16 protein-coding genes are annotated in these 15,938 nt (G+C 68.5%); 13 read left to right on the top strand and 3 right to left on the bottom strand.

Features of this window, described 5'->3' with window-relative positions; translation table 11 throughout:
• The first annotated feature begins 3 nt into the window (after positions 1-3).
• From hpaE to E5P3_RS01855, 9 genes are read left to right on the top strand one after another with little or no spacing between them, the layout of a single operon-like run.
• On the top strand, positions 4-1,461 hold the full coding sequence (gene hpaE, locus E5P3_RS01895) for a 5-carboxymethyl-2-hydroxymuconate semialdehyde dehydrogenase (RefSeq protein ID WP_162584447.1): 1,458 nt from the start codon (positions 4-6) through the stop codon (positions 1,459-1,461).
• A gap of 2 nt (positions 1,462-1,463) precedes the next feature.
• Entirely contained in the window at positions 1,464-2,339 is an 876-nt protein-coding gene (hpaD, locus tag E5P3_RS01890; RefSeq protein ID WP_162584446.1) for a 3,4-dihydroxyphenylacetate 2,3-dioxygenase, read from the top strand.
• A 13-nt stretch (positions 2,340-2,352) separates the two neighbouring features.
• The gene (locus E5P3_RS01885) at positions 2,353-2,757 is read left to right on the top strand and encodes a 5-carboxymethyl-2-hydroxymuconate Delta-isomerase (RefSeq protein ID WP_162584445.1); all 405 of its coding nucleotides are present in this window, start codon (positions 2,353-2,355) and stop codon (positions 2,755-2,757) included.
• A 1-nt stretch (position 2,758) separates the two neighbouring features.
• A complete protein-coding gene (hpaH, locus tag E5P3_RS01880; protein WP_162584444.1) occupies positions 2,759-3,562 on the top strand; it encodes a 2-oxo-hept-4-ene-1,7-dioate hydratase in 804 nt (267 codons plus the stop codon).
• A gap of 10 nt (positions 3,563-3,572) precedes the next feature.
• Positions 3,573-4,382, top strand: coding sequence for an aldolase/citrate lyase family protein (locus tag E5P3_RS01875; protein ID WP_162584443.1), 810 nt, complete (start codon positions 3,573-3,575; stop codon positions 4,380-4,382).
• Positions 4,383-4,424: 42 nt separating this feature from the next.
• On the top strand, positions 4,425-6,146 hold the full coding sequence (ilvD, locus tag E5P3_RS01870) for a dihydroxy-acid dehydratase (RefSeq protein WP_162584442.1): 1,722 nt from the start codon (positions 4,425-4,427) through the stop codon (positions 6,144-6,146).
• A gap of 28 nt (positions 6,147-6,174) precedes the next feature.
• Positions 6,175-7,167, top strand: a complete 993-nt coding sequence (locus tag E5P3_RS01865) for a Bug family tripartite tricarboxylate transporter substrate binding protein (RefSeq protein WP_162584441.1) — start codon at positions 6,175-6,177, stop codon at positions 7,165-7,167.
• A 19-nt stretch (positions 7,168-7,186) separates the two neighbouring features.
• Complete coding sequence (locus E5P3_RS01860; protein WP_162584440.1) at positions 7,187-7,975, top strand: class II aldolase/adducin family protein; 789 nt, start codon at positions 7,187-7,189, stop codon at positions 7,973-7,975.
• Positions 7,976-7,985: 10 nt separating this feature from the next.
• Positions 7,986-8,963: a 2-dehydropantoate 2-reductase gene (locus E5P3_RS01855; RefSeq protein WP_162584439.1), complete on the top strand. Its 978-nt coding sequence runs from the start codon at positions 7,986-7,988 to the stop codon at positions 8,961-8,963.
• A gap of 2 nt (positions 8,964-8,965) precedes the next feature.
• Here the strand turns inward: E5P3_RS01855 and E5P3_RS01850 are convergent, their stop codons facing one another.
• A complete protein-coding gene (locus E5P3_RS01850) occupies positions 8,966-9,697 on the bottom strand; it encodes a hypothetical protein (protein ID WP_162584438.1) in 732 nt (243 codons plus the stop codon).
• Between the two features lie 16 nt (positions 9,698-9,713).
• The gene (gene alr, locus E5P3_RS01845) at positions 9,714-10,802 is read right to left on the bottom strand and encodes an alanine racemase (RefSeq protein ID WP_162584437.1); all 1,089 of its coding nucleotides are present in this window, start codon (positions 10,800-10,802) and stop codon (positions 9,714-9,716) included.
• A gap of 157 nt (positions 10,803-10,959) precedes the next feature.
• On the opposite strand from alr, the gene lplT reads away from it, so the two are divergent.
• The 3 genes from lplT to E5P3_RS01830 are packed head-to-tail and all read left to right on the top strand — an operon-like array spanning position 10,960 to position 13,673.
• Positions 10,960-12,264, top strand: coding sequence for a lysophospholipid transporter LplT (gene lplT, locus E5P3_RS01840; protein ID WP_162584436.1), 1,305 nt, complete (start codon positions 10,960-10,962; stop codon positions 12,262-12,264).
• Between the two features lie 12 nt (positions 12,265-12,276).
• Positions 12,277-13,191, top strand: coding sequence for a DMT family transporter (locus E5P3_RS01835; protein ID WP_162584435.1), 915 nt, complete (start codon positions 12,277-12,279; stop codon positions 13,189-13,191).
• The gene (locus E5P3_RS01830; RefSeq protein ID WP_162584434.1) at positions 13,188-13,673 is read left to right on the top strand and encodes a glutathione peroxidase; all 486 of its coding nucleotides are present in this window, start codon (positions 13,188-13,190) and stop codon (positions 13,671-13,673) included. Before E5P3_RS01835 ends, E5P3_RS01830 begins: the two co-directional genes overlap by 4 nt.
• A 12-nt stretch (positions 13,674-13,685) precedes the next feature.
• Here the strand turns inward: E5P3_RS01830 and E5P3_RS01825 are convergent, their stop codons facing one another.
• Positions 13,686-14,123 (bottom strand): carboxypeptidase regulatory-like domain-containing protein, encoded by a 438-nt coding sequence (locus tag E5P3_RS01825; protein WP_162584433.1) that lies wholly within the window; start codon positions 14,121-14,123, stop codon positions 13,686-13,688.
• A gap of 283 nt (positions 14,124-14,406) precedes the next feature.
• Between E5P3_RS01825 and E5P3_RS01820 the strand changes: the two genes are divergently transcribed.
• Positions 14,407-15,915: an NHL repeat-containing protein gene (locus E5P3_RS01820; protein ID WP_197893929.1), complete on the top strand. Its 1,509-nt coding sequence runs from the start codon at positions 14,407-14,409 to the stop codon at positions 15,913-15,915.
• Positions 15,916-15,938: the final 23 nt, after the last annotated feature.

Raw genomic sequence — 15,938 nt, 5'->3', positions numbered from 1 at the left:
CCCATGAAGATCGATCACCTCATCGACGGCAAGCCGGTCGCCGGCACCGACTATTTCGAGACCGTCAATCCGGCCACGCAAGAAGTACTGGCCGAAGTCGCTTCGGGCGGCGAAGCGGAAGTCAACGCGGGCGTCGCCGCCGCGAAGGCCGCCTTTCCTAAGTGGGCCGGCATGCCCGCGCCGCAGCGCGCGAAGCTGATCCGCAAGCTCGGCGACCTGATCGCGGTCCACGTGCCCGAGCTGGCGCGCACCGAGACCGACGATTGCGGCCAGGTCATCGCCCAGACCGGCAAACAGCTGGTGCCGCGCGCGGCCGACAACTTCTACTACTTCGCCGAGATGTGCACGCGGGTCGACGGCCACACCTACCCGACCGAGACGCACCTCAACTACACGCTGTTCCACCCGGTCGGCGTGTGCGCGCTGATCTCGCCGTGGAACGTGCCCTTCATGACCGCCACCTGGAAGGTCGCGCCCTGCCTGGCCTTCGGCAACACCGCGGTTCTCAAGATGAGCGAGCTCTCGCCGCTGACCGCCGCGCGCCTGGGCGAACTGGCGCTGGAAGCCGGCATTCCGCCTGGCGTCCTGAACCTGGTGCACGGCTACGGCAAGGAGGCCGGCGAGCCGCTGGTGGCGCATCCGGATGTGCGGGCCATCTCGTTTACCGGCTCGACCGCCACCGGCAACCGCATCGTCAAGGGCGCGGGCCTGAAGAAGTTCAGCATGGAGCTCGGCGGCAAAAGCCCCTTCGTGATCTTCGACGACGCGGACCTGGATCGCGCGCTCGACGCGGCCGTGTTCATGATCTTCAGCAACAACGGCGAGCGCTGCACCGCGGGCTCGCGCATCCTGGTGCAGCAATCGATCTACGCCGACTTCGCGGCGAAGTTCGCCGAGCGCGCGAAGCGCATCGTGGTCGGCGACCCGCTTCATGAAGCGACCATCGTCGGCCCGATGATCTCGCAGGCCCACCTCGCCAAGGTGCGCAGCTACATCGAACTGGGGCCGAAGGAAGGCGCGACGCTGCTGTGCGGGGGCCTCGAAGTCCCGCAGCTGCCGGAGCGCGTGCGGCGCGGCAACTACGTCGCGCCCACGGTCTTCGCCGACGTCGACAACCGTATGAAGATCGCGCAGGACGAGATCTTCGGACCCGTGGCCTGCCTGATCCCCTTCAAGGACGAGGTCGACGCGATCCGCCTGGCCAACGACATCCAGTACGGGCTGAGCAGCTACGTCTGGACGGAGAACATCGGCCGTGCGCACCGCGTGGCCGCGGCCGTCGAGGCCGGCATGTGCTTCGTCAACAGCCAGAACGTCAGGGACCTGCGCCAGCCCTTCGGCGGCACCAAGGCTTCGGGCACGGGCCGCGAGGGCGGCACCTGGAGCTACGAGGTCTTCTGCGAGCCGAAGAACGTGGCGGTGTCGCTGGGTTCGCACCACATCCCGCACTGGGGAGTTTGACCATGGGCACCCTCGCACTCGCCGCCAAGATCACGCACGTCCCCTCGATGTACCTGTCGGAATTCCCCGGTCCGAACTTCGGCTGCCGCGAGGCAGCGATCAATGGCCACAAGGAGATCGACCGGCGCTGCCGCGAACTGGGCGTGGACACCATCGTGGTCTTCGACGTGCACTGGCAGGTCAACAGCGAATACCACATCAACTGCGGTCCGAAGTTCGAAGGCACCTACACGAGCAACGAGCTGCCGCACTTCATCAAGAACATGCCTTATGCCTACCCGGGCAATCCGGCACTGGGCCACCTGATCGGCGACATGGCGAACGAGATGGGCGTGAAAAGCCGCGCCCACAGCGACACCACGCTGGAACTCGAATACGGCACGCTGGTGCCGATGCGCTACATGAACGCCGACCAGCACTACAAGGTGATCAGCATCAGCGGCTGGTGCGACTGGCACGACCTCGCCGAATCGGGTCGCTTCGGCCTCGCCGTGCGCCGCGCCATCGAGGAGCGCTACGAGGGCACGGTGGCGGTGTTCGCCAGCGGCTCGCTGTCGCATCACTTCGCCGACAACGGCCGCGCGCCGGAGTTCATGCACAAGGTGTACGACCCCTTCCTCGAGGAGGTCGACCATCGCGTGGTCGAGCTGTGGAAGGCCGGCGAATGGAAGACCTTCGTCGGCATGCTGCCGATGTATGCCGAGAAATGCTGGGGCGAAGGCGACATGCACGACACCGCGATGCTGCTGGGCCTGCTGGGATGGGACCGCTACACCGCGCCAGTGGAAATCGTCACGCCCTACTTCGGCAGCTCGGGCACGGGGCAGATCAATGCGATCTTTCCGGTGACGCCGCTGCCGGCACGGGCCGCCGCCTGAGAAAGCCCCGCACATGCCCCATCTCGTGATCCTCTACACGCCCGACGTCGAAGCCGACGCCGACATGCCGGCGCTGTGCCGCGCCCTCGCCGACACCATGATCGAGCAGCGCGACGACCAGGACCGCCCGGTCTTCCCGATCGGCGGCACGCGTGTGCTGGCCTACCCGGCCGCGCACTTTGCGGTGGCAGACGGCTCGGGCGAGCATGGCTTCGTCTACCTCAACCTGCGCATGGCGGCGGGGCGCTCCGATGCGGTGAAGAAGCGCGTCGGCGATGCCTTGCTCGCCCGGCTGAAACGGCATGCCGAGCCCCTGCTTGCGAAGCGGCACGTCGGCATCACCTTGCAGATCGACGAAGCGCCCGGCCAGGTGTATGACGGCAAGTGCGGCAACCTCCATCCCCTGTTCCAACCCTGACATGCTCGACAAGAAGCTGATCCAGCAACTCGCGGCCGAGCTGCACGAAAGCGAGAAGTCGCGCGTGCAGCTGCGGCATTTCTCGATGCGCCATCCCGGGATGACGGTCGAGGACGGCTACGCGATCTCGCGCGAATGGGTGAAGACCAAGCTGGCCGAAGGCCGCGTGGTCAAGGGCCACAAGATCGGCCTGACCTCGCGCGCCATGCAGCAGGCCAGCCAGATCACCGAGCCGGACTACGGCACGCTGCTGGACGACATGTTCTTCGAGCAGGGCGGGGACATCCCCTTCACCCGCTTCATCGCGCCGCGCATCGAGGTCGAGCTCGCCTTCGTCCTGGGCAAGCGGCTGCAGGGGCCCAACGTCAGCATCTTCGAGGTGCTCGCCGCCACCGACTACGTGGTGCCGGCCATCGAGATCATCGATGCGCGCATCGAGCAGCTCGACCGCGAGACCGGCGCCATGCGCAAGGTCTTCGACACCATCGCCGACAACGCGGCCAATGCGGGCATCGTGACCGGCGGCCGCCCGGTGAAGCCCGATGCGGTGGACCTGCGCTGGGTCGGCGCCCTGCTCTACAAGAATGGCGTGATCGAGGAGTCGGGCCTGGCCGCGGCCGTGCTCAACCATCCGGCCACCGGCGTGGCCTGGCTGGCCAACAAGCTCGCGCCGTGGGGTGAGTGCCTGGAGGCGGGCGAGGTGGTGCTGGGCGGCTCCTTCACGCGGCCGACCACCGCCAGGCCGGGCGACACCTTCCATGCAGACTACGGCCCCTTGGGCTCCATCGCCTTCCGTCTTGTTTGAAAGGAACACCATGCAAACCCCCACCAATCCCTTCAAGCAGGCCCTGGCCGAGAAGCGCACGCAGATCGGCCTGTGGCTCGGCCTGGCCGACGCCTACAGCACGGAGATCTGTGCCGGCGCCGGCTTCGACTGGCTGCTCATCGACGGCGAGCATTCGCCCAATGGCCTGCGCAGCGTGCTGCAGCAGGCGCAAGCCATTGCGGCTTATCCGGGCGTGAACGCCATCGCGCGCGTTCCGGTGGGCCACGGCGACGCAGGCACGGCGCTGATCAAGCAGTACCTGGACCTCGGCGTGCAGACCCTGCTGGTGCCGATGGTCGACACGCCCGAGCAGGCGAAGGCCCTCGTGCGCGCCATGCGCTACCCGCCGCAGGGCCTTCGCGGCATGGGCGGCGCGCGCGCCTCGCGCTGGGGCCGCTACCCGGCCTATGCCAGGGAGGCCAACTCGCAGGTGTGCCTGCTGGTGCAGGCAGAGTCGCGCGAAGCGCTGGCGAACCTGGATGCGATTGCCGCCGTCGACGGCGTCGATGGCGTCTTCATCGGGCCGGCCGACCTGTCGGCCTCGCTCGGCCATGTCGGCGACTCGAACCATGCCGAGGTGCAGGCCGCCATCGAGGACGCCATCGCGCGCATCCAGCGGGCCGGCAAGGCCGCCGGCATCCTGACGCCCGACGAGGCGCTGGCGCAGAGGTACCTGGACCTGGGTGCCCTCTTCGTCGCGGTCGGCCTGGACACCAACCTCCTGGTGCGCAGCACCAATGCGCTGGCCGCCCGCTTCAGGGGCGGCCCGAAGCCGACGCCTGCGGGCGGGACGTATTGACATCATGAGCCGCAGGGCCGCTCCCAAGGCGAAGGTACTCCAGTGACCGAATCCAAACGCTTCCGCTCCGCAATCATCCGCGAGGGCACCATCCGCGCCACCACGCGCAGCTTCCTGCATGCGCTGGGCCAGGACGACGAGGACATCGCGCGCCCGCATATCGGCGTGTTCCACACCGGCGGCGAGATGAGCCCCTGCAACCTCAACCTGCGCGAGCAGGCGCAGCATGCCAAGACCGGCATCTACGCCGGCGGCGGCACGCCGCACGAGTGCCCGGTGGTGTCGGTGAGCGACGGCCTGACGATGGCGCACTCGGGCATGCGCTTCTCGTTGATCTCGCGCGAGCTGATCGCCGACAGCGTGGAAGCGTCCACCCGCGGCCACCAGTGGGACGGCATCTTCGCCATCGGCGCCTGCGACAAGAACCTGCCCGGCCTGATGATGGGCATGGTCCGCTGCAACGTGCCCGGCGTGTTCGTGCACGGCGGCTCGGCCCTGCCCGGCCAGATGCCGGGGCCGGACGGCCGCGACCTCAACGTGGTCGACACCTACGAGACCATCGGCAAGGTGCTCGCCGGCGACGCGACGCACGAAGAGCTCGACGCCATGAGCCGCGCCTGCCTGCCCACCGCCGGCGCCTGCGCCGGCCAGTTCACCGCCAACACCATGGGCATGGTGTCGGAGGCGCTGGGGCTGGCGCCGATCGGCTCCAGCATGGTGCCGGCCGTGTTCAGCGAGCGCGCGCCGCTGATGCGCCGCGCGGCGCGGCAGCTGATGAAGGCCGTCATGGGCGAGGGCCCGCTGCCGCGCGACATCGTGACGCGCCAGGCGCTGGAGAACGCCTGCGCCCTGGTCTCGGCCACCGGCGGCTCGACCAATGCGGCGCTGCATCTGCCGGCCATCGCGCACGAGGCCGGCATCAAGTTCCACCTCGACGACGTGGCGGAGGTCTTCGCGCGCACGCCGCTCGTCGCCGACCTGCGCCCGGGCGGGCAGTACCTGGCGCGCGATGTGTTCTACATCGGCGGCGCCGGCGTGATCCTGCGCACGCTGCTCGAACAGGGCTACCTGCATGGCGACGCGCTCACCTTCACCGGCCGCACGCTGGCGGAGGAAGTGGCCGATGCGCCCGCGCCCGATGGCCGGGTGGTGCGCAAGGCCGGGGACCCGATCACGCGCGACGGCGGCCTCGCCGTGCTGAAGGGCAACCTGTGCCCGGACGGCGCCCTGCTCAAGACCGCGGGCCTGAAGACACTGGTCCACCGCGGCCCGGCGCGCGTCTTCGAGTCGGAGGAAGAAGCGCAGGCCGCCGTGCAGAACCGCCGCTACCAGGCCGGCGACGTGATCGTGATCCGCAACGAAGGCCCCAAGGGCAGCCCCGGCATGCGCGAGATGCTGGGCATCACCGCCCTGCTCTACGGCCAGGGCATGGGCGACAAGGTCGCGCTCCTGACCGACGGCCGCTTCTCCGGCGCGACGCGCGGCCTGTGCATCGGCTACGCGGGGCCGGAGGCGGCCGCTGGCGGCCCCATTGCGGCCTTGCGCGACGGCGACATCGTCGCCATCGATGCGCGTGCCGAGGCGCGCAGCATCACGGTCGAACTGAGCAACGGGGAGATCGCGGCGCGGCTGGCCGGACGTCAGGTAAACGCGGGGGTACGGCACACCGGCTTGCTGGAAAAATACGCGCTCACCGTGCGCCCCAGCCATCAGGGCGCCGTGACCCATTCGGGCGCAGTCACCTGGCTGCGCGACGAATCCTGAAACGCCCTCACACGGAGACTCCCACATCATGACCATCACCCGCCGCCACTTGCTGCAGACCACCGGTGCCTCCGCCCTGCTCGCCAGCCTGGGCCAGCACGCCTTCGCCCAGGCGCAGCCCTTCGAGACCGCGCGCCTGATCACCGGCTTCGCGGCCGGCGGCACCTCCGACACCCTGTGCCGCCGCGTCGCGAGCCGCCTCCAGCCCGACTACGGCAAGGCCGTGGTGGTGGAGAACCGCACCGGTGCGGGCGGCCAGATCGCCGTCACCTACGTCAAGGGCCAGCCGGCCGATGGCGCGACGATCCTGCAGACGCCGACCTCCATCCTCACCATCTATCCGCACATCTACAAGAAGCTGCCCTACGACCCGCTGGTGGACCTCACGCCGCTGACGATCGCCTGCCAGTTCGACTTCGGCTTTGCCGTCGGGCCGGCCGTGCCGGCCTCGGTGAAATCGGTGCCCGAGTACCTCGCCTGGGCCAAGGCCCATCCCGAAGGCGCCAACTACGGATCGCCCGCGGCCGGCTCCACGCCGCACTTCATCGGCGCGCTGCTCGGCAAGAACGCTGGCGTGGATCTCAAGCACGCGGCCTACCGCGGCACGCAACCGGCCATGCTGGACCTGCTGGGCGGCAACGTGGCGGCAGTGTCGGGCCCGATCGGCGACATCACCCAGCACCTGGCCTCGGGCAAGGTACGCATCCTGGGCGTCTCCGGTGCCAAGCGCAGCCGCTTCGCGCCGGACGTGCCCACCTTCGAGGAACAGGGCGTCAAGAACGTCACGCACAGCGAATGGTTCGCCTTCCTGCTGCCGGCCAAGGCGTCACCCGAGGTGGTGGCGCGTGCCAATGCGGCCATGAAGACGGCGCTGGCGCAGAAGGACGTGATCGACGGGCTTGCCACATTCGGTCTGGAGGCGATGTCCTCCACGCCGGGGGAGCTGACCGAGCTGATCAAGAAAGACACCGCCAAGTGGGCCCCGATCGTGAAGCAGATCGGCTTCACCGCAGAGGGCTAGATATGCAAAGGAACTGCCGATGAACACGCCATTCGCCACGCCGGCCACCCCGGCCCGTCCCGCCATCCATCCCGACGAACAGGAGGCGCGCCTGCAACTGGCCGCCTGCTACCGCGTGTTCGCGATGCTGGGCTGGACCGAGATGATCTACAACCACATCACGGTGCGGCTGCCCGACAGCGGGACGGGTGGCGAGAAGCAGTTCCTGATCAACCCCTTCGGCCTGCACTACAGCGAGGTCACCGCCAGCAACCTGGTGAAGATCGACCTGCAGGGCAAGGTGCTCGACGGCTCGCGCCATCCGGTCAACCCCGCCGGCTTCACCGTGCATGCCGCCATTCACGACGGCCTGCCCGATGCGCATTGCGTGATGCACACGCACACCACGGCCGGCGTGGCCGTGGCCTGCCTGCAGGGTGGCCTGCAGCAGACCAACTTCTACACTGCCCAGCTGCACGACATGGTGGCCTACCACGACTTCGAGGGCATCACCATCCATGCCGACGAAGGGCCGCGCCTGCTGAAGAGCATCGGCAACCGGCCGGCCGTCATCCTGCGCAACCATGGCCTGCTGGCATGGGGCCAGACGCTGCCGCAGACCTTCGCCATTCTCTGGACCCTGCAGCGCGCCTGCGAGATCCAGATGGCCACCCTGTCGATGGGCACGCCGATCCCCGTCTCGGAGGACATCGCGCGCAAGTGCACTCGCGACGCGCTGCAGTTCAACCCGAAGCACGGCGGTGGGCAGGACGTGTTCGACGCGCTGGTGCGGCAGGTCGATCGCATCGACGATTCCTACAAGCACTGAGCGGACAGCGATGAAAGTCTGCATCTACGGCGCCGGCGCGATCGGCGGTTGGATCGGCGTCGGTCTCGCGCAGGCGGGCTGCCGTCTCAACGTGGTGGCGCGTGGCGCGACGCTCGAAGCCCTGCAGCGCGAAGGCTTGGCCCTGGTGCGCGGCGACCAGCGCACGCGCGTCGCGGTCCATGCGGTGGCCGACCCGGCCGAGCTGGGCGTGCAGGACCTGGTGGTGATCGCGGTGAAGGCCCCTGCCCTGCCCGCGGTCGCCGCGCGGATCGCGCCGTTGATCGGGCCCGACACCCTCGTGTTGACCGCGATGAACGGCGTGCCGTGGTGGTTCCTGCAGGGCGGTTTCGGCGGCCCGCTCGCCGGCACGCAGCTGGAGGCGGTGGACCCGGGCGGGAAGATCGACGCCGCCATTCCTGCGCGCCATGTGATCGGCGGCGTGGTGCATGCCAGCTGCTCGCTCGACGGACCCGGCGTGGTCCGCCATCACTTCGGCAACGGCCTGATCATCGGAGAGCCTTCCGGCGAGGCCACGCCACGCGCGCAGCGGCTCGAGGCGCTGTTGAAGCAGGCCGGCTTCGAGGCCCGCCTGTCGGCGCAGATCCAGAAGGACGTCTGGTACAAGCTCTGGGGCAACATGACGGTCAACCCGATCAGCGCGCTGACCGGCGCCACCACCGACCTCATCCTCAACGACGAGCTGGTGCGCGGCTTCATCTCCACCATCATGCTGGAGGCGCGCGAGATCGGCGAGCGCATCGGCATCCCGATCGCCGAGAGCCCCGAGGACCGGCACGCGGTCACGCGCAGGCTGGGCGCGTTCAAGACTTCGATGCTGCAGGATGTGGAGGCGCATCGGCCGGTCGAGCTCGATGCACTGGTGTCGGTGGTGCGCGAACTAGGGCAGCGTGCAGGCGTGACTACGCCCTTTACCGATGCGTTGCTGGGGCTGGCGCGATTGCAGGCGCGGGGGCTGGGGTTGTACTGAGTTCATGCCCGGTGCCGCCCCAGCAGCACCCGCACCGCCTCCGGCAGCGAATTCACCTGCGGCATGAACCGATCCAGCGCCGCGCCGAGCAGCACCGCGCAAAGCAGCGCACCCAGCAGCGGCTTCCAGGTCAGCCGCACCGCGGCGGTGAGCCAGCCCTCGCGCGCCACGCGCATCGCCGCGGTGGCGGTGACGTAGCCGAAGGCCAGTTCGATCGCCACGGCGAGCAGGGCCTCGGAGCTAAAGTACAGGAGCACCAGCGCGCCGGCGCCGAAGAAGAGCGCTACACCGATCAGGAAAATGGCGAGCACCGGCACCACGACGATGGCGCCCTCGTCCGCCCCGGCCGCAGCCTCTAAGGCGCCGCCGGCCAGATCCCCGACGCCATGCCCTGCGCCGGTGGGGCTGGTGCCGCCCCGGACCGAGGGCCAGTCGCCGATCTGCGGGTCCGGCAGATCGGGATTGAACTGCGTGTTCTTGCGGATCAGCATCGTGGCCCACCAGCGCAGGATCCAGAGGTACCCGAGGTAGCCCACGCCCAGCGTGAGCAGGTAGCGCAACGCCAGCGACTCGACGCCGGCCTTCATCTGCAGCCAGGACGAGAGCCACATGAGCAGCAGCGTCGAGGTCCCGATCAGCAAGCCGTGCAGGCGCAGGTCGTGCTCGCGATGCAGGTCGCGCTCGACCTGCGTTTCCCACAGGCGCACGGAGCGCCAATTCGACAGAACCTTCAAGCGGCCAGCGCCTTGGTCAGTCCACCGCCACCGGCACGCGCGGCGCCACGGCGCACATCAGCTCGTAGCCCACGGTGCCCGCGGCCTGCGCGACCTCGTCGATGGGCAGCACGGCGCCGTTCGAGGCCCGCCCCCACAGCGTGACCTCGGTGCCGAAACGCGCATCGGGCACGGGGGTGAGGTCCACGGTGATCATGTCCATGCTGACGCGGCCGACCATCCGGGTGCGCACGCCGTTCACCAGCACCGGCGTGCCGGTATCGCAGTGGCGCGGGTAGCCGTCCGCATAGCCGACCGCGGCGACACCGATGGTGAGCGGTCCTTCCGCGGTGAAGCGCGAGCCATAGCCGACGGTCGCGCCCGCGGCCAGGGTCTGCACCGAGATCAGCCGCGTGGAGAGCGTCATCGTCGGCTGCAGCTGCCAGTGCGCCGCATCGTGCGCGGGAAAGTCGGGCGCGCTGCCGTACAGCAGGATGCCGGGGCGCACCCAGTCGGCGCGCGTCGTGGCAGCATGGCGCAAGGTGGCGGCGCTGTTGGCGACCGAGCGCTCGCCCGGCAGGTCGCGCGTGAAACGTTCGAAGACCTCGAGTTGGTGGGCCACGCCGCGCTCGCCGTCGGCGTCGCTGAAGTGGGTCATCAGCGAAATCTCGTCGACCTGCGGCAGCGCGTCGAGGCGCGTCCAGGCGGCGCGGAAACGTTCGGGCGGGAAGCCGAGGCGGTTCATGCCCGAGTTCATCTTGAGGAACACACGCTGCGGCGCCTGGGTCTTGTGGGCGGCCAGCATGTCGATCTGCGCGTCGCAGTGCACGGTGTGCCAGAGCTCGAGGCGCGAGCACAGCTCCAGGTCGCGCGGCTCGAACACGCCTTCCAGCAGCAGCACCGGGCCGCGCCAGCCGAGGGCGCGCACGCGCTCGGCCTCGGCCAGGTCGAGCAGCGCGAAGCCGTCGGCGGCACGGAAGGACTCGAACACGCGCTCGATGCCGTGGCCATAGGCATTGGCCTTGACCACTGCCCAGACGCGGGCGTCGACGGCGGCGCGACGCGCGCGCTCGAGGTTGTGCGCCAGGGCGGCGCTGTGGATGGTCGCGAGGATCGGACGAGGCAAGGCGAAACCCGTTCAGGACATGAGGACAAACACCCGGACGACACGGGGCGTGACGTCATTTTGACACTGCACCCCCATGCTATAACCGCGCATTTCCGCCAGTACCGCGGCCCACTTCCACTATTGCCAGCAGCCCCTCTGGCCAGCCAGCCCATCGATGAAGCGCGGTTTCTACACGATCATGTCGGCCCAGTTCTTCTCGTCGCTGGCCGACAACGCGCTTTTCGTTGCGGCGGTGGAATTGATGCGAACCAGCGGCGCGGCCGAGTGGCAGCGCGCCGCGCTGGTGCCGATCTTCACCATCTTCTATGTGGCGCTGGCGCCGCTGGTCGGCGCCTTCGCCGATGCGCTGCCCAAGGGCCGCGTCATGTTCATCAGCAATGCGATCAAGGTGGTCGGCTGCGTGATGATGCTGTTCGGCACGCACCCGCTGCTGGCCTATGCGGTGGTCGGCCTCGGGGCGGCAGCCTATTCGCCGGCCAAGTACGGCATCCTGACCGAGCTGCTGCCGGCCTCGCAGCTGGTCAAGGCCAACGGCTGGATCGAGGGCCTGACGATCGCCTCCATCATCCTGGGCATCGTGCTCGGCGGGCAGTTGGTGGGGCATGCGCTGTCGACCCGGTTGCTGGCGCTGGACTTCCCGGTGCTCGACACCGGCATCGACACCCCGCCCGAGGCAGCGATCGCGGCGCTGATCTTCATCTACATCATCGCGGCCTGGTTCAACACGCGCATCCCCGACACCGGCGTCGAGATGCGGCCGCTGCGCGCCAATCCGCGGCACGGCATGCTGCGCAACCTGCTGGCGCTGCTGCCCGACTTCTGGCACTGCAACTCGCGCCTGTGGCGCGACAAGCTGGGCCAGATCTCGCTGGCGACCACCACGCTGTTCTGGGGCGCCGGCGGCAACCTCAAGTACATCGTGCTGGCGTGGGCTTCGCTGGCCCTGGGCTACAGCACGGCGCAGGCGTCATCGCTGACCGGCGTCGTGGCGATCGGCACCGCGGTGGGCGCTATCGTGGCGTCGATGCGCATGCGCCTGGACATGGCCACGCGCGTGATCCCGCTGGGTATCGGCATGGGCATCCTGGTGATCGGGATGAACTTCATCGGCAACATCTGGGTCGCGGTGCCTTTCCTCATCCTGCTGGGCGGGCTGGGCGGCTTCCTGGTGGTGCCGATGAATGCGCTGCTGCAGCATCGCGGCCACAACCTGATGGGCGCCGGCCGCTCGATCGCGGTGCAGAACTTCAACGAGCAGGCCTGCATCCTGATCCTCGGCGCCTTCTACAGCGCCTGCACCGGCCTGGGGCTGTCGGCGTATGCGGCGATCACCGCCTTCGGGCTGGTGGTGGCTGGCTTCATGTGGCTCATCAAGCGATGGCATCGCAACAACCTGCAGCGCTATCCCGAAGAGGTCGAACACCTGCTCGCGATCGCCCGCAGCGACAAGCATCACTGAGCCTTTGCCGCCTTGCCCGCACTAGCGCTCGTCTTCAACGCCTTCGTCTGGGGCGTCTCGTGGTTTCCCTTCCGCCAGATCGAGGCCCATGGGCTGCATCCGGTCTGGGCCACCGCGCTCATCCATGCCTTGATCGCACTGGCGATGGGATGGCTGCGCCGCCATGCCTGGCTGGCCTTCGCGCAATGGCCCGCGCTAACCTTGCTGGGGGTGGCGGCCGGTTTCACCAACGTGGGCTTCAACTGGGCGGTGACGCAAGGGGACGTGGTGCGCGTCGTGCTGCTCTTCTACCTGATGCCGCTGTGGAGCGTGCTGCTGGCCTGGATCTTCCTCGGCGAGCGGCCCCGCCCCTCGGCACTCGCGCGCATGGCGCTCGCGCTGGCCGGCGTGGGTGTCGTGCTCAAGACGCCCGGGACCGACTGGCCGGTGCCGGCGAGCCTGCCCGACTGGCTGGGCGTGGCGGCCGGCTTCTGCTTCGCGGTGACCAACATCCTGCTGCGCCGGCTGCGCGCCGCTCCTGGCGAATCGCGTGCGCTCGCCATGTTCGGCGGCTGCGCGCTGGTCGCGGGCCTGGCGGCGGCGGTCGGCACAGCGCTGGGCGCGATTGCGCCACCGGCGTTGCAATTGCCGGCGGCTGCAGGATGGGCGGGGTGGGCCGTGTTGCTGGGCGCCGGCTTCGTCTTCGCCAACATCTGCCTGCAGTACGGCGCCGCGCGGCTGGCGGCCAGCGCCACCGCGGTGATCATGCTGTCGGAAGTGCTGTTCGCCAGCGTCTCGTCAGTGGCGCTGAGCGCGGCCACGCTGGATGCCCGCGTCTGGGCCGGCGGGGCGCTGATCGTGCTGGCGGCCTTGTGGTCCTCGTTTGCACGAACGAACGGCCGCGAGGATGATCGGCATTCCCGCATCCTGGAGGACACGCCATCATGACCAGCGTCTACGACTTCGAAGCCCGGCAGATCGACGGCACCGACGTCCCGCTGTCCAGGTACAAGGGCCAGGTGCTCCTGATCGTCAACACCGCCAGCAAGTGCGGCTTCACGCCGCAATTCGAGGGCCTGGAGGCGCTCTACAAGAAGTACGCCGGCCAAGGCCTCGCGGTGCTCGGATTCCCCTCCAACCAGTTCGGCAACCAGGACCCGGGCACCAACGAGGAGATCGGCGCCTTCTGCGTGAAGAATTACGGCGTGAGCTTCCCGATGATGGAGAAGATCGAGGTCAACGGCTCCGGTGCGACGCCACTCTACAAGTGGCTCGCGAAGGAGGCGCCGGGCCTGTTGGGGAGCACGGCCATCAAGTGGAACTTCACCAAGTTCCTGGTCGGCAAGGACGGGCGGGTGCTCAAGCGCTACGCGCCGCTGGACACGCCGGCCTCGATGGAGCGGGACATCGAGAGGGCGCTGGCGGGCTGAGATGCCAGGCGCTCAGAAGCGGAAGTCAGCGGTCTGCGAACCGCGGCCGACGTTCACGGTGTGGGTCTTCACCACGCCTTCAGTCGCCGCCTCCACCGTGTAGCGGCCGGCCGGCAGGTCGACCAGGCACACGGGACCGGAGGCACGCATCGCCAGTGCCGTGTCGCCACCGGCGGACTTGATGGTGACGTCCACGTTCGCCAGGTAGGCGCCGTCGGCGCGCGCGAACAGCAGCGCGAGGGGATGGTCCTTCATCGCGGCGCGCATGGCGTTGGACTCGTCCGAGCCGATGCCGCCGCAGGCAAAGCGCGCGTTGCCCTGCACCTTCATGGCGGGTAGCGTGCCGGTGCCAGGATTCATCGTCTGCGCGTAGGAGGCCAGCGGTACGGCTGCGCAGGCACAGGCGAACGCCGCGCCGCGGAACAGCCGTTGGACACAAAGGTTTCGCATGTCTTGCTCCCGAGGTGAACACAGGGGCATCGTGCGGCGCCAGCGCGGGATGAGCGGGTCGGACCAGGGCGCCTTCGCTTGTGCGAGCAGGCCGCGGTCGCGGCCTCAGGCACCTGGGGAAGGGCGCGGGATGAGGGTTTGCACCGCCCTCTGCCGCGAACATTCGTCAGATTTGACGTCGGAGTTCGCGACAAGAATCTCGCCGTCCATCTCGGCGCCAGCATGGATGAACAGAGGTCGGTATGCCCGACGTCGGCGCCCACAACCATCAGGTCCTTCGAACATGAGCCTCCTCACCGCACCTCTTCGCCCCCTGGCTTCCGCCGTGCTCTGCCTGTCTCTCGCTGCCTGTGGTGGCGGCGGCGATGGCGGCTGCTCGACATGCGCGCTCCTGGCCATGACGCCGAATGCCCCGGCATCGACCACCACGCCCCCGAGTGCTGAGGGCTTGCCTTCGACAGAAAATCCGGGACCAGCGACGGACCCCGCGAATCCTGCGGTGCCGGTGGGGCCCGCGGTGCCGGCTGAACCCGGCACTCCTGCAACGGGCGATCCGGCACCTCCGACTCCCGGTTATGCCATCGGCGGCACGCTCACCGGCTTGGCCGCCAACACCAAGCTGGTCCTTCTCGACAACGGTGGCGACGCGCTGACATTGGCAGCCAATGGTGCCTTCAGCTTTGCTGCGCCCATCGCCTTCAATACCGCCTATGCGGTGACGGTGGGCACGCACCCTCTGTGGCAGAACTGCAGCGTCAGCAATGGCAGCGGGACGGCCACTGCGGATGTGAACAGCGTCCAGGTGAACTGCGCCGACGCGCTGGCGCAAGTCACGACGCTGGCCGGATCAACGGTGGGCGGTTCGGCTGAGGGCACGGGCGCTGCAGCACGGTTCAACGCCCCGCAGGCCCTTGCGGTGAACTCCAGCGGGACCGTCTACGTTGCGGATGCGAACAACCACAGGATTCGCAAGATCACTTCGGACGGCTTGACGACCACCTTTGCCGGCTCCGGGATACAGGGTTGGGCCGACGGCACGGGCGCCGCCGCACGGTTCACCTGGCCGGACGGCGTCGCAGTGGATGGCAGCGACAACGTCTATGTGGCGGACGGCACCGCGATCCGCAAGATCACGCCGGAGGGTGTCGTCAGGACCCTGGCAGGCGGCGGCGCGAATGGTGGTTTCACCGACGGCACCGGCGCCAACGCATTCTTCTCCGGACCGGCGGGGCTGGCCGTTGATGCCGACGACAATGTCTATGTAGCGGACTACTACAACTACATGATCCGCAAGGTCACCCGCGAGGGCGTGGTGACGACCCTGGCTGGCTCGACAACGCCTGGCTCTTTCGACAGCACAGGCGCAGCTGCATCATTCAGCGGGCCGAAGGCTGTTGAGCTGGATGCCGCAGGCAACCTCTACGTGGCCGACTACAACAACTGCATGATTCGCAAAATCACGCCCGAGGGCGTTGTTAGCACACTGGCTGGCTCGACGACTTGCGGCTTTGCCGACGGCACCGGCACTGCCGCACGCTTCGACGGGCCCTATGGGCTGGCGATCGACGCCAGCGGTTATCTCTACGTGGCTGATGATGGAAACAACAGGATTCGAAGGATCACGCCGGATGGGGTCGTCACCACCCTGGCCGGCGCTGGCGTGCAGGGCTCGACGGACGGGATCGGCAACGCTGCCCAATTCAGCGCTCCCACCGACGTGGCGGTGGATGCAGAGGGCAATCTGTGCGTCAGCTCCGGAAACTCGATCCGCAAGATTGTCCCGGTGCGTTGACCCGCCGTGCTGAAGTGCAGCGC

This window comes from Variovorax sp. RA8 (assembly GCF_901827175.1).
GTDB lineage: Bacteria > Pseudomonadota > Gammaproteobacteria > Burkholderiales > Burkholderiaceae_C > Variovorax.
Note: the sequence above shows the minus strand (reverse complement) of the source record. Positions and strands in the feature narration are given on the sequence as shown.